This window comes from Metapseudomonas cellulosilytica (assembly GCF_049334135.1).
Taxonomy (GTDB): Bacteria; Pseudomonadota; Gammaproteobacteria; order Pseudomonadales; family Pseudomonadaceae; genus Metapseudomonas.
The window spans coordinates 118,254-137,425 of record NZ_JBHZGN010000011.1; the positions used below are offsets into that span (position 1 = coordinate 118,254).

21 protein-coding genes are annotated in these 19,172 nt (G+C 67.5%); 20 read left to right on the forward strand and 1 reads right to left on the reverse strand.

What is annotated here, in order from left to right:
- Positions 1 to 5: 5 nt before the first annotated feature.
- Positions 6 to 260, reverse strand: coding sequence for a phenol hydroxylase subunit (locus tag ACFW0H_RS15770; protein ID WP_422914831.1), 255 nt, complete (start codon positions 258 to 260; stop codon positions 6 to 8).
- 383 nt (positions 261 to 643) lie between these two features.
- Between ACFW0H_RS15770 and ACFW0H_RS15775 the strand changes: the two genes are divergently transcribed.
- From ACFW0H_RS15775 to ACFW0H_RS15870, 20 genes are all read left to right on the forward strand, one after another.
- A complete protein-coding gene (locus ACFW0H_RS15775; protein ID WP_422914832.1) occupies positions 644 to 2,347 on the forward strand; it encodes a sigma 54-interacting transcriptional regulator in 1,704 nt (567 codons plus the stop codon).
- A gap of 95 nt (positions 2,348 to 2,442) precedes the next feature.
- The gene (locus tag ACFW0H_RS15780; protein ID WP_422914833.1) at positions 2,443 to 2,877 is read left to right on the forward strand and encodes a 3-isopropylmalate dehydratase; all 435 of its coding nucleotides are present in this window, start codon (positions 2,443 to 2,445) and stop codon (positions 2,875 to 2,877) included.
- Positions 2,878 to 3,213: 336 nt separating this feature from the next.
- Entirely contained in the window at positions 3,214 to 3,972 is a 759-nt protein-coding gene (locus ACFW0H_RS15785; protein ID WP_422914834.1) for a sulfite exporter TauE/SafE family protein, read from the forward strand.
- 214 nt (positions 3,973 to 4,186) lie between these two features.
- Positions 4,187 to 4,429, forward strand: coding sequence for an exodeoxyribonuclease VII small subunit (locus ACFW0H_RS15790; protein ID WP_422914835.1), 243 nt, complete (start codon positions 4,187 to 4,189; stop codon positions 4,427 to 4,429).
- Positions 4,426 to 5,313: a (2E,6E)-farnesyl diphosphate synthase gene (ispA, locus tag ACFW0H_RS15795; protein ID WP_422914836.1), complete on the forward strand. Its 888-nt coding sequence runs from the start codon at positions 4,426 to 4,428 to the stop codon at positions 5,311 to 5,313. Before ACFW0H_RS15790 ends, ispA begins: the two co-directional genes overlap by 4 nt.
- Positions 5,314 to 5,427: 114 nt before the next feature.
- On the forward strand, positions 5,428 to 6,363 hold the full coding sequence (locus ACFW0H_RS15800) for a 4-hydroxyproline epimerase (RefSeq protein ID WP_422914837.1): 936 nt from the start codon (positions 5,428 to 5,430) through the stop codon (positions 6,361 to 6,363).
- Positions 6,360 to 7,481 carry an NAD(P)/FAD-dependent oxidoreductase gene (locus tag ACFW0H_RS15805; RefSeq protein ID WP_422914838.1) on the forward strand — a complete coding sequence of 374 codons (1,122 nt, stop codon included), beginning with the start codon at positions 6,360 to 6,362 and terminating at the stop codon, positions 7,479 to 7,481. Before ACFW0H_RS15800 ends, ACFW0H_RS15805 begins: the two co-directional genes overlap by 4 nt.
- Positions 7,478 to 7,714: a (2Fe-2S)-binding protein gene (locus ACFW0H_RS15810; RefSeq protein WP_422914839.1), complete on the forward strand. Its 237-nt coding sequence runs from the start codon at positions 7,478 to 7,480 to the stop codon at positions 7,712 to 7,714. Before ACFW0H_RS15805 ends, ACFW0H_RS15810 begins: the two co-directional genes overlap by 4 nt.
- On the forward strand, positions 7,711 to 8,958 hold the full coding sequence (locus ACFW0H_RS15815) for an FAD-dependent oxidoreductase (RefSeq protein ID WP_422914840.1): 1,248 nt from the start codon (positions 7,711 to 7,713) through the stop codon (positions 8,956 to 8,958). Before ACFW0H_RS15810 ends, ACFW0H_RS15815 begins: the two co-directional genes overlap by 4 nt.
- Before the next feature lie 93 nt (positions 8,959 to 9,051).
- A complete protein-coding gene (locus ACFW0H_RS15820; protein ID WP_422914841.1) occupies positions 9,052 to 9,363 on the forward strand; it encodes a type II toxin-antitoxin system HigB family toxin in 312 nt (103 codons plus the stop codon).
- Positions 9,353 to 9,712: a helix-turn-helix domain-containing protein gene (locus ACFW0H_RS15825; RefSeq protein ID WP_422914842.1), complete on the forward strand. Its 360-nt coding sequence runs from the start codon at positions 9,353 to 9,355 to the stop codon at positions 9,710 to 9,712. The genes ACFW0H_RS15820 and ACFW0H_RS15825 overlap by 11 nt, the downstream gene beginning before the upstream one ends.
- 8 nt (positions 9,713 to 9,720) lie before the next feature.
- On the forward strand, positions 9,721 to 10,467 hold the full coding sequence (locus ACFW0H_RS15830) for an AraC family transcriptional regulator (protein ID WP_422914843.1): 747 nt from the start codon (positions 9,721 to 9,723) through the stop codon (positions 10,465 to 10,467).
- A gap of 366 nt (positions 10,468 to 10,833) precedes the next feature.
- Positions 10,834 to 11,655, forward strand: a complete 822-nt coding sequence (locus ACFW0H_RS15835) for an ABC transporter substrate-binding protein (protein WP_422914844.1) — start codon at positions 10,834 to 10,836, stop codon at positions 11,653 to 11,655.
- Positions 11,656 to 11,701: 46 nt separating this feature from the next.
- Positions 11,702 to 12,367 (forward strand): amino acid ABC transporter permease, encoded by a 666-nt coding sequence (locus tag ACFW0H_RS15840; protein ID WP_422914845.1) that lies wholly within the window; start codon positions 11,702 to 11,704, stop codon positions 12,365 to 12,367.
- A gap of 10 nt (positions 12,368 to 12,377) precedes the next feature.
- Positions 12,378 to 13,028, forward strand: a complete 651-nt coding sequence (locus tag ACFW0H_RS15845; RefSeq protein WP_422914846.1) for an amino acid ABC transporter permease — start codon at positions 12,378 to 12,380, stop codon at positions 13,026 to 13,028.
- On the forward strand, positions 13,021 to 13,743 hold the full coding sequence (locus ACFW0H_RS15850; RefSeq protein WP_044873976.1) for an amino acid ABC transporter ATP-binding protein: 723 nt from the start codon (positions 13,021 to 13,023) through the stop codon (positions 13,741 to 13,743). Before ACFW0H_RS15845 ends, ACFW0H_RS15850 begins: the two co-directional genes overlap by 8 nt.
- A gap of 1 nt (position 13,744) precedes the next feature.
- Positions 13,745 to 14,794 (forward strand): trans-3-hydroxy-L-proline dehydratase, encoded by a 1,050-nt coding sequence (locus ACFW0H_RS15855; protein ID WP_422914847.1) that lies wholly within the window; start codon positions 13,745 to 13,747, stop codon positions 14,792 to 14,794.
- Between the two features lie 126 nt (positions 14,795 to 14,920).
- Positions 14,921 to 15,838: a dihydrodipicolinate synthase family protein gene (locus ACFW0H_RS15860; RefSeq protein WP_422914848.1), complete on the forward strand. Its 918-nt coding sequence runs from the start codon at positions 14,921 to 14,923 to the stop codon at positions 15,836 to 15,838.
- A 170-nt stretch (positions 15,839 to 16,008) separates the two neighbouring features.
- A complete protein-coding gene (abaF, locus tag ACFW0H_RS15865; RefSeq protein ID WP_422914849.1) occupies positions 16,009 to 17,400 on the forward strand; it encodes a fosfomycin efflux MFS transporter AbaF in 1,392 nt (463 codons plus the stop codon).
- On the forward strand, positions 17,397 to 18,980 hold the full coding sequence (locus tag ACFW0H_RS15870; RefSeq protein WP_422914850.1) for an aldehyde dehydrogenase (NADP(+)): 1,584 nt from the start codon (positions 17,397 to 17,399) through the stop codon (positions 18,978 to 18,980). Before abaF ends, ACFW0H_RS15870 begins: the two co-directional genes overlap by 4 nt.
- The last annotated feature ends 192 nt before the right edge of the window (positions 18,981 to 19,172 follow it).

Below are 19,172 nucleotides of genomic sequence, written 5' to 3' on the forward strand. Positions count from 1 at the left end.
GGGGGTCAGTCGGCCTGGCCACGGCTTTCGCCGTAGCGCCACTTCTCCATGTCGGCGTCGATGGCATCGGCCATCTGCGCATCCATGTGCCGGACCCGGTTCTGCTCGCAGAAGCTGGCGAAGGCCGCCTGCGGCAGGACCAGTTCGACGAAGAGGTCCGGATAGCCGATGGCGAAGTCGAACTCGACGAAGGCGGCGTCGGGTTCACTGCGCACCCGGACGTAGCGCGGCAGTTGGTCGAAGGACTGTGGCTGGCTCATGCAAGGCAACTCCATGGGCGGGTTGCCAAGGCTTGAGCAACGGCTGTGCCAGGAGCCTCATGACCTCTTCAAAGAAACATCAACTTATTGTTTTAAATGGATTTTTATTACACCCCCGGCAATTCCCGCGCGGTTCCATCGATGCCCTGAAGCCAGCGCCTTTTAACCATTTGATCAATTGCAAAAAACGCATTGAGCAAATGGCCAATCGTCCCGACCCGGCGAGAGGAGCAATTGACTTTTCAGCGGCTTTCAGGCCGCTTAGAAAAAACAACGCGGCCACGCCTTGCCTGTTTCGGCCGCCCGGCGAACCCCTCCCGACCGCCCGCCTGAGCGGTGGTTCGCCGGCCTCCCCGCACAAGAACAATCTGGGGTGCAACACGATGAAAGTGGATTACAAGGCGTCGGAGCATCACCCGACCCTCAAGGACCTGACCGACCGGGTCCGCTTCCTCGGCAACGAGGGCAAGATCTGGCTCGACGAGCAGCGCATGCTGCTGCTCCAGTCCGCCGCCATGGGCTCCTTCCGTCGCGAGCTGATCGAGATGCTCGGGGTCGAGCGGGCCAAGGGCCTGTTCCTGCGCCTGGGCTACCAGTCCGGCCTGAAGGACGCCGAACTCGCGCGCAAGCTGCGCCCGGATGCCGACGCGGTGGAGATGTTCCTCACCGGCCCGCAACTGCACTCGCTCAAGGGCATGGTCAAGGTCAACCCGCTGGAGATGAACATCGATATCGAGAACGGCCAGTTCTACGCCGACCTCGAGTGGCAGAACTCCTACGAGGTGGAAAACTGTCAGGCCGAAGGCCTGCAACTGGACCAGCCGGTGTGCTGGACCCTGCTCGGCTATGCCATCAGCTATTCGTCGTTCTTCCTCGGCCGCCAGGTGCTCTACAAGGAAGTCAGCTGCCGCGGCTGCGGCGACGCGCGCTGCCGCATCATCGGCAAGCCGGTGGAGGACTGGGAGGACGCCGACGAATTCCTTCGTTACTTCCAGAGCGACCCCATCATCGAAGAACTCCAGGCCCTGCAGGTGCAGGTGGCGAACCTGCGCCAGCGCCTGCAGCAGGACGCCGGACAGTACTACGGCATCGGCAAGGCGCCGCTCTACCGCAAGGCCTGCACCCTGATCGACAAGGCCGCGCCGGGCAAGGCGTCGGTACTGCTGCTGGGGGAAACCGGCGTCGGCAAGGAAGTCATCGCGCGCAGCCTGCACCTGCGCAGCGAACGCGCCGGCGAGCCCTTCGTGGCGCTGAACTGCGCGGCCATCCCGCCGGACCTGATCGAGGCGGAGCTGTTCGGCGTCGAACGCGGCGCCTACACCGGCGCCCAGCAGTCGCGCATGGGACGCTTCGAGCGCGCCAACGGCGGCACCCTGTTCCTCGATGAAGTGGTGGAACTCACCCCCCGCGCCCAGGCCAGCCTGCTGCGCGTGCTGCAGGAAGAGGAGCTGGAGCGGGTGGGTGATTCCCAGACCCGCAAGGTCGATGTGCGCGTGGTGGCCGCCACCCACGAGGACCTGGCCAAGGCGGTGAAGGACGGCCGTTTCCGCGCCGACCTCTACTACCGCCTGAACGTCTACCCGGTGTTCATCCCCTCCCTGCGCGAACGCAAGGAGGATATCCCGCTGCTGGTGGAGCACTTCCTCTCGCGCCTGCACACGGCCTACGGCAAGAGCACGCTGGGCCTCTCCGACAGGGCCCTGGAGGCCTGCATGCGCTACGACTGGCCGGGCAATATCCGTGAGCTGGAAAACCTGATCGAGCGCGGCGTGATCATCACCGACGCCAACCAGAGCATCAGCGCCGATGCGCTCTTCCCGCATATGTCCCATGAAGCGGGCAGCATCGGCCTGTCCAGCGACGGCGCCCTGGTGGAAGCCGCGCCCAGCACCGACCCCGACTGGGTGGAGCGCCTGATCGACAGCGGCCTGAGCCTCGATGCCGTGGAGGAAGCGATGATGCAGAGGGCGATGAAGCGCGCCCAGAACAACGTCTCCGAAGCCGCGCGCCTGCTCGGCATGACGCGCCCCGCCCTCGCCTACCGGCTGAAAAAGCTGCCGGCGGAGGATGCCGCCGACCGCACCTGAAGACAGGGGGCGGGGCCCTCGCCCATGGCAATCCCCACCCCATCCACTAGAGTTCCAGCAGCACCCCTCGATCGACTCGCCCAAGGAGGGCTTTCATGCGCCTGACATGTGCCGCTGTCTCCCTGCTCCTGCTCGCCGGCTGCTCGTCCTACCGCTCCGCCCCGGAGCACATCACCCAGGTACCCGCCGACCGCCTGCTGGCCTTCCAGGAGCCGGTGGAAGGCGGCGGCCGGATCGTGGTGAGCCGCGACATGGGCGGCATGGGCAGCGGTTGCTACATCGCCGTGCATGTGGACCGGCAACTGGCGGCGCGCATCGGCATCGGCGAAGAGGCCAGCTTCCAGGTGCCACCGGGGGATCGCATCGTCGGGATCGGCATCGACGAGTTGGATGACACCCTCTGTTCCAAGGGCAGCCTGCGCCGCGAGAAGGCGGCCCACGTGGAGTCGGGCCGGAGCCAGCACTTCCGCATCGTCAGCGACAACCGCGAAGGTTTCGCCCTGCTCGCCGACGAGCCGAAGGCCGAGTAAACGCGACGGCCCCCCCAACCTGTGACGAAGACGCAATGAAAGAGGCCGGAAGCGGGACTGCTGAACCCGGTTCCGGCCTGACGCTAACGCGTGAATCCCTCCTTGCTCAGTCTTCCGCTGTTACTGCCTGGAAAGGCTGTGGTGTGGGCTTCCCTGCACTTACTGCCCCCGCCCCATACGGTTGACGAAAGCATACTGCGGCCGCCGAGATGCGGCCTCCCCGCCCATCAGCGATTCGGCTCACTGGTCGGCGCGCGATCAGGCGGACCACCGTCTGGCGCGCCTTTGCCACCGCTCACCCCCGAGGGTAACCTGCAGGCTTTTGCACGCCCGACCATGAGCCTTCACGACATCATCCTGCTGCTGCTCGCCGGCTTCGCCGCCGGCGGCATGAACGCCCTCGCCGGCGGCGGCACCTTCTTCTCCTTTCCCGCCTTGCTGGCCAGTGGCTTGCCACCGGTGACCGCCAACGCCACCAATGCGGTGGCGCTGTGGCCCGCCAGCCTGGCGGCGAGCTGGGCGGCGCGGGAGCAGTTGCGGCCGCTGGGGCGCTACGTGATTCCGCTGATAGTGATGTCACTGCTGGGTGGCCTTGGCGGCGGCCTGTTGCTGCTGGCCGGCGGCGACGAGATCTTTCGCCGGCTGATTCCCTGGCTGCTGCTGGCCGCCACCCTGCTGTTCGCCGCCAGCCCCTGGCTGAGCAAGCTGATCAACCGCCAGCGCACCGCCGGCGAATTGCCGCCCCATGGCCTCGGCAGCCACCTCTCCCATAGCCTGGTGGCCATCTACGGCGGCTACTTCGGCGCCGGCATGGGCATCCTGCAACTGGCGGCCTTCTCCATCGAGGGCCATCCGTTGCTGCGCGCCAACGCGCTGAAGAACCTGCTCTCCAGCACCATCTACAGCGTGGCGGTGGTCACCTTCGTGGTGGCCGGGCGGGTGAGCTGGAGCGAACTGGCGGTGCTGCTCGCCGCCGCCAGCTGCGGTGGCTATGCCGGCGGCGCCCTGGCCCGGCGCCTGCCGACCCGCTGGTTGCGCTGGCTGGTGATCGCGGTGGGCGCGGGGATGACGGCGTATTACTTCCTCACCACCTGAATCCGATCGGTCTTTTGTAGGGGCGAATTCATTCGCCAAGGAACGCGTAGCGTTCCCCAACGCCCCATTTGGCAGCCCTTCGGCCTGCTTGGCGAATGAATTCGCCCCTACAGGTCCCCCGCCCAGCCCGCTGCAACCATCCGCCCCCTTCATTTGCCCACAGGGTGCGGCTCTGCTAGTGTCGCGCCCGATTCGACCTCCGCGAGACAGCAGCATGGCCCGCAAGAAAGCCACCCCCGATTTCGAACAGTCCCTCGCCGATCTGCAGGCCCTGGTGGAACGCCTGGAAAGCGGCGAACTGTCGCTCGAGGACTCCCTCAGCGCCTTCGAGCAGGGCATCCGCCTGACCCGCGAATGCCAGGCCGCGCTGAACCAGGCCGAGCAGAAGGTGCAGATCCTGCTGGAGCGCGACGGCCAATTGGAAGAAGCGCCCTTCGACGCGGACGAACAAGCATGATTTCCGACTACCAGACCCGCTGCCAGCAGCGGGTGGACGCCGCCCTCGCCGCGCTGTTCGACGCCCCGCTGGCACCGCTGGAACGCCTCTACCAGGCCATGCGCTACAGCGTGGTGAACGGTGGCAAACGGGTGCGTCCGCTGCTGGTCTACGCCGCCTGCGAAGCCTTGGGCGGTGACCTGGCCCGTGCCGATGGCGCGGCCTGCGCGGTGGAGTTGATCCACGCCTATTCCCTGGTCCATGACGACCTGCCGGCCATGGACGACGACGACCTGCGCCGCGGCCAGCCCACCACCCATATCGCCTTCGACGAGGCCACCGCCATCCTCGCCGGCGACGGCCTGCAGGCGCTGGCCTTCGAAGTGCTGGCCGATGGGGAGCGCAACCCCCACGACGCCGAAACGCGCCTGGCAATGGTCGCCAGCCTCGGCCAGGCCGCCGGCCCCGCCGGCATGGTCGGTGGCCAGGCCATCGACCTCGGCTCGGTGGGCATCAAACTCGACCAGCAGGCCCTGGAAACCATGCACCGGCACAAGACCGGCGCCCTGATCGAAGCCAGCGTACGCCTCGGCGCCCTGGCCAGCGGCCATGCCGACGCCGCCGCCCTGGCCGCGCTGCGGATCTACGCCCGCGCCATCGGCCTGGCCTTCCAGGTGCAGGACGACATTCTCGACGTGGAAAGCGATACCGCCACCCTGGGCAAGACCCAGGGCAAGGACCAGGCCCACGACAAACCCACCTACCCCGCCCTGCTCGGCCTGGACAACGCCAAGGCCTACGCCCTGCAACTGCGCGACCAGGCCCTGCAGGCCGTCGCCGGCTTCGGCGATGCCGCCGAACCGCTGCGCGCGCTGGCCCGCTACATCGTCGAACGGCGCAACTGACGGCATCCGGGCCTGTGCCGATTTCGTCACAGGCCCGGCAGAAATCCCTCAAGCCGCCAACGCCCCCGCGGCGCCACCCTTGCCTGGAATTTTCCACAGCAGAGGCAGGCGTCCATGAAGAGCATCCGCGTCATCGATTCGCACACTGGCGGCGAACCCACCCGCCTGGTAATCGAGGGTTTCCCGAGCCTTGGCCAGGGGAGCATGGCGGAGCGCCGGCGGCTTCTCGCCGAACGATTCGACGCCTGGCGCGCCGCCGCCGTACTCGAGCCGCGCGGCAGCGACGTGCTGGTGGGCGCCCTGCTCTGCGAACCGCAGGACCCACAGGCCTGTGCCGGAGTCATCTTTTTCAACAACACCGGATACCTCGGCATGTGTGGCCACGGGACCATCGGCCTGGTCGCCTCGCTGGCCCACATGGGGCGCATCCAGCCAGGCGTCCACCGCATCGAAACGCCGGTCGGCACGGTGGAGGCGACGCTGCACGAGGATCGCTCGGTCAGCGTGCGCAATGTCCCGGCCTACCGTTACCGCAAGGACGTCCACCTGGAGGTGCCCGGCATCGGCCAGGTGGTCGGCGACATCGCCTGGGGCGGTAACTGGTTCTTCCTCATCGCCGACCATGGCCAGCGCGTCGCCAGCGATAACCTCGACACCCTCACCGCCTACACCTGCGCCGTGAAGCAAGCCCTGGAAGACCAGGGCATCCGTGGCGAAGACGGCGGCGAGATCGACCACATCGAGCTCTTCGCCGACGACCCACGGGCCGACAGCCGCAACTTCGTGCTCTGCCCCGGCAAGGCCTACGACCGCTCTCCCTGCGGGACCGGCACCAGCGCCAAACTGGCCTGCCTGGCCGCCGACGGCAAGCTGGGCGAAGGCCAGACCTGGCGCCAGGCAAGCGTGATCGGCAGCGAGTTCGAAGGCAGCTTCCAGTGGCAGGACGGCGGCCGGATCATCCCCACCATCCGTGGTCGCGCCCATATCAGTGCGGAAGCCACCCTGCTGCTGGACAGCGACGATCCCTTCGCCTGGGGCATCCGCCTGTGAAGGCAGAGGTCATCGTCATCGGCGCCGGCATCGTCGGCGCCGCCTGCGCCCACGAACTGGCTCGACGCGGGTTGCGTGTGCGGGTGCTGGACAGCCAACTGGGCGGTGCCACCGGCGCCGGCATGGGCCACCTGGTGGCCATGGACGACAACCCCGCGGAACTGGCCCTGAGTGCCTGGTCCCTGGCGCTCTGGCGCGAGCTGACGCCACGGATGGACGACGGCTGCGCCTACCGCAATTGCGGAACCCTCTGGCTGGCCGCCAACGAAGCGGAAATGGCCGAGGCCGAACGCAAGGCCGCCCGCCTGCGGGAACAGGGTGTCACCTGCGAGATGCTCGACGCCACCCGGCTGAAGGCTGCGGAACCGGCCTTGCACCACGGGCTGCTGGGGGCACTCAAGGTGGGGGGCGACGCCATCCTCTACGCCCCCAACGCCGCGCGCTGGCTCCTGCACGATGGCGGCAGCGCCATCACCCTGGAACACGCCCAGGTGGTGGAGGTGGAAGGCAACCGCGTCCGCCTGGAAGACGGCCGCAGATTGAGCGCGGACGCCGTGGTGCTGGCCAACGGCATCCAGGCCACCCGTCTCTGCCCCGGCCTGCCGATCCGTCCGAAGAAGGGCCACCTGCTGATCACCGATCGTTACCCCGGCACCCTCCACCACCAACTGGTGGAGCTGGGCTACGTCAGCAGCGCCCACGCCAGCGAAGGCACCTCGGTAGCCTTCAATGCCCAGCCACGCCCCACCGGACAGATCCTGCTGGGTTCCTCGCGGCAGTTCGACAGCCTCGACCCACAGGTGGAAGGGCCGGTGCTGGCCCGTATGCTTGCCCGCGCCCTGGACTACCTGCCCGGTCTGGCCGGACTCAACGCCATCCGCAGCTGGACCGGCTTCCGTGCCGCCACCCCGGATGGCCTCCCCATCATCGGCGAACACCCGGAACAACCCGGCCTCTGGCTCGCCGTCGGCCACGAGGGCCTGGGCGTCACCACCGCACCGGCCACCGCGCGCCTGCTGGTGGCCGGACTGCTTGACGAGCGCTTGCCCCTGGTCGGCGAGAGCTACGCCCTGCAGCGTTTCAGTCGAACCGCCCACCCCGTCGGAGCGCAAGGATGATCGAACTCACCCTCGATGGCCGCCGCCTGCGGCTGGCCGAAGGCACCACCGTCGCAGCCGCCTTGGCAATGGGTGGCGACGGCTGCAGCCGCACCTCGGTCAGCGGCCAGCGGCGGGCGCCCCTGTGCGGCATGGGCATCTGCCAGGAATGCCGGGTCAGCATCGACGGCCAGCGCCGCCTGGCCTGCCAGACCCTCTGCCGCGACGGCATGCAGGTGGAGACCCGGCCATGACGCTAGACCTGCTCATCATTGGCGCCGGCCCCGCCGGCATGGCCGCCGCCCTGGCGGCCGCTCCCAGCGGCGCCCGCATCGCCGTGCTGGACGATAACCCCGCCCCCGGCGGGCAGATCTGGCGCGACGGCCCGCAGGCGCACCTGCCCGAGATCGCCCGGAAACAGCGCCGGTCCCTGGCGGAACAGGACAACATCCAGGTCTTCTACGGCACCCGCGTGGTGGCCGTCGCCGGCCACAAGCGGCTGCTGGTGGAGGATGCCGAGCGTGGCTGGGTGATCGAGTACGACAAGCTGATCCTCTGCACCGGCGCCCGCGAACTGCTACTGCCTTTCCCCGGCTGGACCCTTCCCGGCGTCACCGGTGCCGGCGGCTTGCAGGCCTTGATCAAGGGCGGCCTGCCGGTGGCGGGCGAGCGCGTCGTGGTGGCCGGCAGCGGCCCGCTGCTGCTGGCCAGCGCCGCCACCGCCCGAAGCGCCGGCGCCAGTGTCCTGCGCATCGCGGAGCAGGCCACGCTGGCGACCCTGGCCGGCTTCACCGCCCGCCTGCCGCGCTGGCCGGGCAAGGCCCTGCAGGCCATCGGCCTGTTCGATCACGGCTACCGCCCCTCCAGCCATGTACTGGCGGCGCTGGGCCGCGATCGCCTGGAAGGGGTGCGGCTGCAACAGGGTGATGAAGTGGTGGAGATCCCTTGCGACCGTCTTGCCTGCGGCTTCGGCCTGATCCCCAATACCCAGCTGGGCCAGGCCCTGGGTTGCCGCATCGAGCAGCAGGCCATCGCCGTGGACGACTGGCAGGCCTGCAGCCTGACCGACCATTTCGCCGCCGGCGAATGCACCGGTTTCGGTGGCAGCGAACTGGCCCTGGTGGAAGGCGCCATCGCCGGCCATGCCGCGACCGGCCGCCTCGACCTGGCCCGCCAGCTCTGGCCCCGGCGGCGCCGCTGGCAAGCCTTCGCCAAGCTGCTGGCACAGAGCTTCGAACTGAATCCACGCCTGCGCCAACTGGCGACCCCGGACACCCTGGTCTGCCGCTGCGAGGACGTACCCTACGCCGCCCTCGACACCAGCACCGGCTGGACCGACGCCAAGCTGCACAGCCGCTGCGGCATGGGCGCCTGCCAGGGTCGCGTATGCGGCGCTGCCAGCCAGTTCCTGTTCGGCTGGGAGCCACCGGCGCCACGACCGCCGTTGTCGCCGGCGCGAATCGAAACGTTGCTGTGCCTGGAGCGAAGCGAAGATTAATCGAAGTCATTCAGAAAACTCCGACAGGTTTCTCCCTTGTGCGGAGCGGGTACCACCCTCAGCATCCTCCCGTTTTGGGAGAGAGCTGTTAGGATGAGGATCATCGCCAAAAGCACCCTGCGTCGATTCTGGGAGCAGCACCCGGCCCATGCAGATGCGCAAGGACCGCTACAGAGCTGGCACGACGAGGCCTTGAGAGCCAACTGGCGCTCGCCGCATGACATCAAGGCGCAATACCGCACTGCCAGTTTCTGCGGTAACAACCGGGTGGTTTTCAACATAGGCGGCAACAAGTACCGCCTGGTGGTGGAAATGCAGTACCAGGCCGGGATCGCCTGGGTGAAGTTCGTCGGCGCCCATGAGCAGTACGACAGGATCGATGTGGAGACCGTCAATGACTATTAAGCCAATCCGTAACGATCAGGACCTGCGCGAAGCCTTCAAGCGCCTGGAGTCCATTTTCCAGGCCCCAGCGGGCAGCCCGGAGGCGGACGAAGCGGAAGTACTGACCACCCTGATCGAGGTCTACGAGAACCGCCACTATCCGATCATGCCGGCCGATCCCATCGAGGCGATCAAGTTCCGCATGGACCAGCAAGGCCTGACGGCAAAGGACCTGGAGCCCTTCATCGGCCCCAGCGGGCGCGTCTCGGAAGTGCTCAACCGCAAGCGCCCATTGAGCCTACGCATGATCAAGCGGCTGCACGATGGCCTGAACATCCCTTACGACAGCCTCCTCGCGGGCGTGGCCTGAACGACACCATGAAGCTCGAACACCTTCCCACCGCCCGCAACCTGCCTACGCTGCTCGACAGCCTCGAGCAGATCGCCCCGTTGCTCGACGCCATGCCCGGCGTGGTGTTCTTCATCAAGGACCCACAGGCGCGCTATGTGCTGGTGAACCAGACCCTGGCGCAGCGCTGCGGTGTGAAGAACAAGGACGAGTTGCTGGGACACACGGCCGAAGATGTCTTCCCCACCCGCTTCGGGCCGCACTACACCGAGCAGGACCGCCGGGTGCTGGAAGGCGGCGAGCCCTTGAGCGATCAGCTGGAGTTGCACCTCTACCCCGGCCGCCAGCCCGGCTGGTGCCTGACCCACAAGCTCGCCCTGCGCGACGAGCAGCAGCGGGTGATCGGCATGGCCGGCATTTCCTACGACCTGCAGGCGCCGCAGTCCAGCCACCCGGCCTACCAGAAGCTCGCAGCGGTGGACGCCCATATCCGCGAGCACTATGCGCAGCCCATCACCCTTGGCGAGCTGACCGCCATCGCCGGGCTTTCGGTGGCGCAGCTGGAGCGTCACTGCAAGCGCATCTTCCAGCTCACCCCGCGGCAGATGATCCACAAGGCGCGCCTGGGTGCCGCTTCGCAACTGCTCGCGGGCGAACTGCCCATCACCGAGATCGCGCTGTCCTGCGGCTACACCGACCACAGCGCCTTCAGTCGCCAGTTCAAGGCCCTCACCGGCCTCTCCCCCAGCCAGTACCGCGACAGCTGCCGCGCCTGACCGCCCTCCCGGTGAGGGGCGAAGCCATTGGCACTGCGGTATCCGATGACGTTCTCGCCTGACAGCAGTCCGTACCCGGTGCGCACAGCGCACCCTACGGCGGGCCTCCCCGTGGGAGCGAACTCATTCGCGAAAGGGCCGCCTGGCCACAGCTAGATGACCCGCGTCGCGCTGCTGCCTTCGACCTGACTATGCCGATTTCGTCATGACCCCGGCGGAATTCCATCAAGCCGCCCAGGGCCCTGCGGCGCGAATCTTCACCTGTCGAATCCACAGCAGGAACAGCGCCGAAATCCCATTTCCGCAGGTACGCAACGTCCTGGCCCGGCCCCGTCGCCAGGCCCTCAAATCAGCATCGAGGCCCATATGAACAACAAGAAAGCCATTGCCATAGCACTCTCCGCTGCACTGAGTTCCACCCTGGCGATCAACGCCCAGGCCGACAAGCTCGACGACATCATCGAATCCGGAAAGCTGCGCTGCGCCGTCACCCTGGACTTTCCGCCCATGGGCTTCCGCGACGGGAACAATGCCCCGGCAGGCTTCGATGTCGACTATTGCAAGGACCTCGCTAAAACCCTGGGCGTGGAGGCCGAAGTGGTCGAAACCCCCTTCCCCGACCGCATTCCCGCGCTGGTTTCCGGCCGTGCCGACGTGATCGTCGCCTCGACTTCCGACACCCTGGAACGCGCCAAGACGGTCGGCCTGACCATTCCCTACTTCGCCTTCCAGATGGTCGTGCTGACCCGCGATAACGCCGGCATCAAGAACTACGACGAACTCAAGGGCCGCTCCGTTGGCGGGCCGGCCGGCACCTACGAAGCCATTGCCCTGGAGAAAGACGTCAAGCAGTGGGGAGACAACAAGGGCGCCTTCCACGCCTACCAGTCGCTGGCCGACGCCGTGCTTGCCCTGAGCCAGGGGCAGATCGACGCCACCACCGTGACCTCCACCGTCGCGTCCTCGCTGATCAAGTCCGGCAAGTACAAGGGCCTGACCATCGCCGGCACCGCGCCGTATGACATCGATTACGTCTCCCTGGGTGCCAAGCGCAGCGAGTACGGCCTGCTCAACTACCTCAACCTGTTCGTCAATCACCAAGTGCGCTCCGGCCGCTACCAGGAACTCTTCACCCAGTGGGTCGGCGGCGACGCTCCGGTGCTGACCGCCAACGGCGTCTACCGCTAAGCGTGAGGAGCCGGGCCTCCGGCCCGGCTCCAGAGAGGAGTTTCGGATGTTCGATTACACCTTCCACTGGCGTTCAGCCTTCCTCGCCCTGCCGGAAATGCTTGGTGGCGCACTGGTGACCCTGGAGATCGCCGTGCTGTCGATGCTGCTCGGCACGGCCATCGCCATCGGCCTCGCCCTCGGCCAGCAATCCGCCAGCCGCCCGGTCAAGGCGGTGGCCATGGCCTGGGTCTCCATTGCGCGCAATACCCCGGCGCTGTTCCAGGTCTACATCCTGTACTTCGGCCTGGGCGCCTTCGGCTTGCACATGGGGTCGTGGACAGCCTTGCTGGCCGGCATCACCTTCAACAACGCCGGCTACCTGGCCGAAACCTTCCGCGGCGGACTCAATGCCGTGCCCCATACGCAGATGCGTGCGGCCCGCTCCCTGGGCATGGGCGCCTTCCAGGCCTATCGCCTGGTGGTGATCCCGCAGCTTTTGCGGGTGGTGTTCTACCCGCTGACCAACCAGATGGTCTGGGCGCTGCTGATGACCTCACTGGGCGTGGTGGTGGGCATGACCAGCGACCTCACCGGAGTGACCCAGGCGCTGAACGTGAAGACCTTCCGCACCTTCGAGTACTTCGCCCTGGCCGCCGTCCTCTACTTCGCCCTCGCCAAGCTGATCGTCCTCGGGGCGCGGCTGATGGCCTGGCGCCTGTTCCGCTACTGAGGAGCCCGGCATGTATAGCTCGAGCTTTACCTGGAACGACATGCAGTTCCTCCTCCAGGGTGCCTGGACCACCCTCACGCTGACCGCCTGGGCGATGCTCATCGGCACGTTGCTGGGCATTCTCTGCGGCCTGGTTCGCGCCCTGCTGCCGCGCGCCAGCCTGCCGCTGGCCTGGGTGCTGGACGTGTTCCGCAGCGTGCCGCTGCTGATCCAGTTCGTCCTGCTCAATGCCTTCAAGACCATCATCGAGCTGGACTGGTCCGCCTTCACCGTGGCCTGCGTGGTGCTCGGCACCTACGCCACCGCCTACTGCGCGGAGATCGTCCGTGGCGGCGTGCTGGCGGTGCCGCAGTCGACCCGCCGCGCCGCCCGCTCACTGGGCATGAGCCATACCCAGGACCTGCTGCACATCGTCCTGCCCATGGCCACGCGCGTCGCCTTCCCCGGCTGGATCAACCTGACCCTGGCCGTCATGAAGGACACCTCGCTGGTGCTCTGGATCGGCATCGTCGAGTTGTTGCGCGCCTCGCAAACCATCGTCACCCGGCTGCAGGAGCCACTGTTCGTGCTCGGCATCGCCGGCCTCATCTACTTCGTCATGAGCCTGGTAATCGCCCGCCTGGGCGCCCAGCTGGAAAAAAGGTGGCAGGAAAATGATTGAGATCGACAACGTGCACAAATCCTTTGGCGCGCTGGACGTGGTCAAGGGCGTCAGCCTGACGGTGAACAAGGGCGAGGTGGTTTCGATCATCGGTGGCTCCGGTTCCGGCAAGTCGACCCTGCTGATGTGCATCAATGGCCTGGAGCCGATCCAGGGCGGGCAGATCCGCGTCGACGGCACGGAGGTCCACGCCAAGGGCACCGACCTGAACAAGCTGCGGCAGAAGATCGGCATCGTCTTTCAGCAGTGGAACGCCTTCCCGCACCTGACCGTGCTGGAGAACGTGATGCTGGCCCCACGCAAGGTGCTCGGAAAGAGCCGCGAGGAGGCCGAGGAAGTCGCCGTGCGCCAGCTGACCCACGTCGGCCTCGGCGACAAGCTCAAGGTCTTCCCCAACAAACTCTCCGGCGGCCAGCAGCAACGCATGGCGATCGCCCGCGCGCTGGCCATGTCGCCGGACTACATGCTGTTCGACGAGGCCACCTCGGCACTGGACCCGCAACTGGTGGGCGAAGTGCTGGACACCATGCGCATGCTCGCCGCCGAAGGCATGACCATGGTGCTGGTGACCCACGAAATCCGCTTCGCCCGCGATGTGTCGGACCGCGTGGCGTTCTTCCGCAATGGCCGCATTCATGAAATCGGCTCGCCGGAGCAGGTGATCGGCGCGCCACAGCTTCCCGAAACCGCTGACTTCCTGAAATCGGTGAATTGACATGCGCAGCTCGAAGATCATCCACGTGGTCAGTTGCCACGCCGAAGGCGAAGTGGGCGATGTCATAGTCGGCGGCGTCGCGCCGCCCCCCGGCGCCACCCTCTGGGAGCAATCGCGCTGGATCGCCCAGGATGAAACCCTGCGCAACTTCGTCCTCAACGAACCGCGCGGCGGCGTGTTCCGCCACGTCAACCTGCTGGTGCCGGCCAAGGACCCGAGGGCGCAGATGGCCTGGATCATCATGGAGCCGGCGGACACCCCGCCCATGTCCGGGTCCAACTCGTTGTGCGTCTCCACCGTGTTGCTGGACAGCGGCATCCTGCCGATGACCGAGCCGCAGACCCACCTGGTGCTGGAGGCGCCGGGCGGGCTGATCGAAGTCACCGCAGACTGCCGCGACGGCAAGGCCGAGCGGGTGACCGTGCGCAATGTGCCCTCCTTCGCCGACAAGCTCGACGCCTGGATCGAAGTGGAAGGCATCGGCTCGCTGCGGGTGGATACCGCCTATGGCGGCGACAGCTTTGTCATCGCCGATGCCAGGAAACTGGGCTTCGCCCTGACCGCCGACGAGGCCGCCGACCTGGTGGCCACCGGCCTGAAGATCACCCACGCGGCGAACGAGCAGCTGGGCTTCGTCCACCCGCTCAACCCGGATTGGGACCACATTTCCTTCTGCCAGATCGCCGCCCCCGTCAAGCGCGAACAGGGCGTCGCCGGTGCGGCCAACGCCGTGGTCATCCGCCCCGGCAAGATCGACCGCTCGCCCTGCGGCACCGGCTGCTCGGCGCGCATGGCGGTGCTGCACGCCAAGGGCCAGCTGGAGCTGGGTGAAGCCTTCATCGGCCGCTCCATCATCGGCTCGCAGTTCCACTGCCGGATTGAAGCGCTGACCGAGGTCGCCGGGCGCCCGGCGATCATCCCCAGCATCAGCGGGCGCGCCTGGATCACCGGCACTCACCAGCACCTGCTCGACCCCAGCGACCCCTGGCCAGGCGGCTATCGGCTCTCCGATACCTGGCCGCGCGACCGGGTGAGCAGCGACAGGAAATAGCGCGCCCCACGCGGCACAACGAACCCCTGCTCCACCACAGCGCCCGCCTCGGCGGGCGCGAACGGATTCGGCTCGCCGCCTCTTGCGCTGGCGGGCCGAACCCCACGTAAAAAAACGGAGTTACCCATGAGCAAGAAGGTCAACTGGAGCGGTGTATTCCCCGCAGTCACCACCCAATTCAACAGCGATTTCTCGGTGAACCTGGACGAGACCCACAAGGTCATCTCCAACCTGGTGCGCGACGGCGTGTCCGGCCTGGTGGTGTGCGGCAGCGTCGGCGAGAACACCTCGCTGACCATCGAGGAGAAGATGGCCGTCACCGAAGTCGCCAAGGACGCTTCCGGCGGCCGCGTGCCGGTGATCTGCGGCATCGCCGAGTTCACCAGCGCCGGCGCCGCCAAGGTCGCCAGGGCCGTGGAGCAGGTCGGCGTCGACGGCATCATGGTGATGCCGGCGCTGGTCTACTCCTCCAAGCCCCATGAAACCGCCGAGCATTTCCGCAGCGTGGCGCGCGGCACCGACCTGCCGGTGATGGTTTACAACAACCCGCCCATCTACAAGAACGACGTCACCCCGGAGATCCTCATCTCCCTGGCCGACTGCGAGAACATCGTCTGCTTCAAGGACAGCTCCGGCGACACCCGCCGCTTCATCGACGTGCGTAACGAAGTGGGCGACCGCTTCATCCTCTTCGCCGGCCTCGACGACGTGGTCCTGGAAAGCATCGCCGTCGGCGCCCAGGGCTGGATCTCCGGCATGTCCAACGTGTTCCCCAAGGAAGGCGAGACCATCTTCCGCCTGGCCAAGGCCGGTCGCTTCGCCGAAGCCATGCCGATCTACGAATGGCTGATGCCGATCCTCCACCTCGACGCCCGCCCGGACCTGGTGCAGTGCATCAAGCTCTGTGAAGAGATCGCCGGCCGCGGCAGCGCCCTCACCCGCCCGCCGCGCCTGGCCCTGCAGGGTGCCGACCGCGAACACGTCGAACGCATCATGGCCAAGGCCCTGGCCAACCGTCCGCAGCTGCCGGATGTGGGTCTGTAACGGCTGACTTCCCTCACCCAAGCGTTCGTGCCGGCTGACGCATCGCCCTCAGCCGGCACTGACAGCCCCCTCGCCCCTCTGGGGAGAGGGCTGGGGTGAGGGGATCGGTCTCACCGGCGAGCAACGGCATCACCGCGCTCGCCCTTCCCCCTGGACCACCGGAATCCGCCATGACCACAACAACTAATGCGTCCGCCCAGGATCTACCGTCCCACGAAACCCGCACCGCTACCGCCGGCCTCAAGCGCGTGGTCGCCGCCGCCATGGCCGGCACCGTGGCCGAGTGGTACGAATTCTTCCTCTACGGCACCGCTTCCGCGCTGGTGTTCGGCAAGCTGTTCTTCCAGCAGACCGGCAATGCCATCGACGGCATCATCGCCGCCTTCGCCCTCTACGCCGTGGGTTTCCTCGCCCGGCCCCTGGGCGGACTGGTGTTCGGCCACTTCGGCGACAAGCTGGGGCGCAAGCACCTGCTGCAGATCAGCCTGGTGATAGTGGGCATCACCACCTTCCTCATGGGCTGCCTGCCCGGCTTCGCCAGCATCGGCTACGCCGCGCCCATCCTGCTGGTACTGCTGCGGCTGATCCAGGGCTTCGCCTTCGGCGGCGAATGGGGCGGCGCCATCCTGCTGGTGTCCGAGCACAGCCCGGACGACCGCCGTGGCTTCTGGGCCAGTTGGCCCCAGGCCGGGGTGCCGCTGGGCAACCTGCTGGCGACCCTGGCCCTGCTGGCGCTCTCGGCCACCTTGAGCGAAGAGGAGTTCCTCGCCTGGGGCTGGCGCGTGGCCTTCTGGCTCTCGGTGGTGGTGGTCGCCATCGGCTACTGGGTGCGCACCCGGGTGGACGACGCGCCGATCTTCAAGCAGGCCCAGGCGCGCCACCAGGCACGTGCAGCTCGGCAACTGGGCGTGGTCGAGGTGCTGAAGCACCACCGGCGCGCGGTGCTGGTAGGCCTGGGCGCACGCTTCGCCGAGAACATCCTCTACTACACGGTGGTGACCTTCTCCATCACCTACCTGGGCCTGGTGGTGCACAAGGACACCTCGCAGATCCTGCTGCTGATGTTCGGCGCGCATTTCCTGCACTTCTTCCTCATTCCCCTGATGGGCCACCTCTCCGACAAGGTCGGACGCAAACCGGTGTACCTGACCGGCGCGGTGCTCACCGGTTTCTGGGGCTTCGTCGGCTTCCCCATGATGGATACCGGCAACGACTGGCTGATCATGGCCGCCATCACCCTGGGTCTGGCCATCCAGTCCATGACCTACGCGCCCTACTCGGCGCTGATGGCGGAGATGTTCCCCACCCATGTGCGCTACACCGCACTCTCGCTCTGCTACCAGGTGGCGCCGATCTTCGCCGGCTCCCTGGCGCCGCTGATCGCCGTCAGCCTGCTCAAGCAATACCAGTCCTCCACCCCCATCGCCTGGTACCTGGTGGCCGCCTCCGCGCTCTCGGTGCTTGCTGTCGGCCTCGCCCGGGAAACCCGTGGCAAGTCGCTGCATGCCGTAGACGCCGAAGCGGCCGCGAAGACCGGCCTGCAAGGAACCCGAAACCCATGAACCAACCCCTTGGCCACCACTACATAGGCGGCGCCCGCAGCGGCGCGGGCGATACCCTTCTGCACAGCCTCGACGCCATGACGGGCGAGCCGCTGCCCGGCGTTTTCCACCAGGCCACCGCGGCCGAGGTGGACGCCGCCGCCCGCGCCGCTGAAGCGGCCTACCCGGCCTTCCGCGCGCTGTCGGCAGAGCGTCGCGCCGAGTTCCTCGACGCCATCGCCACCGAACTGGACGCCCTGGGCGAAGCCTTCATCGCCACCGTCTGCCGCGAAACCGCCTTGCCGCCGGCCCGCATCCAGGGCGAACGCGCCCGCACCAGCGGCCAACTGCGCCTGTTCGCCGGCGTGCTGCGCCGCGGCGACTTCCACGGCGCGCGTATCGACCGCGCCCTGCCCCAGCGCCAGCCGCTGCCGCGCCCGGACCTGCGCCAGTGCCAGCTGGGTATCGGCCCGGTGGCGGTATTCGGCGCCAGCAACTTCCCCCTGGCCTTCTCCACCGCCGGTGGCGATACCGCCGCCGCCCTGGCCGCTGGCTGCCCGGTGGTGTTCAAGGCCCACAGCGGCCACATGGCCACCTCCGAATGGGTGGCCGACGCCATCCTCCGCGCGGCAACGCAGACCGGCATGCCGGCGGGCGTGTTCAACCTGATCTTTGGCAGCGGCGTGGGCGAGGGGCTGGTCAGGCATCCGGCGATCCAGGCGGTGGGCTTCACCGGCTCGCTCAAGGGCGGCCGCGCCCTCTGCGACCTGGCCGCCGCGCGCAAGCAGCCGATCCCGGTGTTCGCCGAGATGAGCAGTATCAATCCGGTGATCCTGCTGCCCGCGGCCCTCGCCGCACGGGGCGAGCAGCTGGCCGGCGAACTGGCCGCTTCGGTGACCCTGGGTTGTGGGCAGTTCTGCACCAATCCAGGCCTGGTCATCGGCATCCGCTCAGCGGCGTTCAGCACCTTTGTCGAGCGCTTCGCCGCGCGCATGGCCGATCAGGCGGCCCAGACCATGCTCAATGCCGGCACCCTGGCGAGCTACGCACACGGCCTGGCGCGACTGCACGCCCATCCCGGCATCCGCCACCTGGCCGGCCAGTCGCAGCAGGGCAACCAGGCCAGGCCGCAGCTGTTCCAGGCCGATGCGCGCCTGCTGCTGGAAGGGGATGAGTTGCTGCAGGAGGAAGTCTTCGGACCGGCCACGGTGCTGGTGGAAGTGGCCGACCTGGCGCAGCTGCAACAAGCCCTGGCCAGCCTGCAGGGCCAGCTCACCGCGACGCTGATCGCCGAGCCGGAGGATCTGGCAGTGGCCGCGCAACTGGTTCCGCTGTTGGAGCGCAATGCCGGGCGCCTGCTGCTCAACGGCTACCCGACCGGCGTGGAGGTGTGCGACGCCATGGTTCACGGCGGCCCCTACCCGGCCACCTCGGACGCGCGCGGCACCTCCGTCGGCAGCCTGGCCATCGCCCGCTTCCTGCGGCCGGTGTGCTACCAGAACTATCCCGACGCGCTGTTGCCTGATGCACTGAAGAACGCCAACCCACTGGGCATCGCCCGCCTGGTGGACGGTGTGACCACGCGGGAGGCCCTGGGCTGAGTTGTGTCGGCCGAGGTTGCAGGGACTCCCGATTAGCCCCGGCCGTGCCGGGGCTTTTTTTGGGTTCTTCGCGGATGACCGGGAGCCTTCTGTGCTCGCCGGCGACGACGAAATCGGTGCGCACGGCGCACCCGACCGGCACGTCCTCCGTGTAGGGTGCGCCATGCGCACCATCCCCTGCGGCAGTCGGCG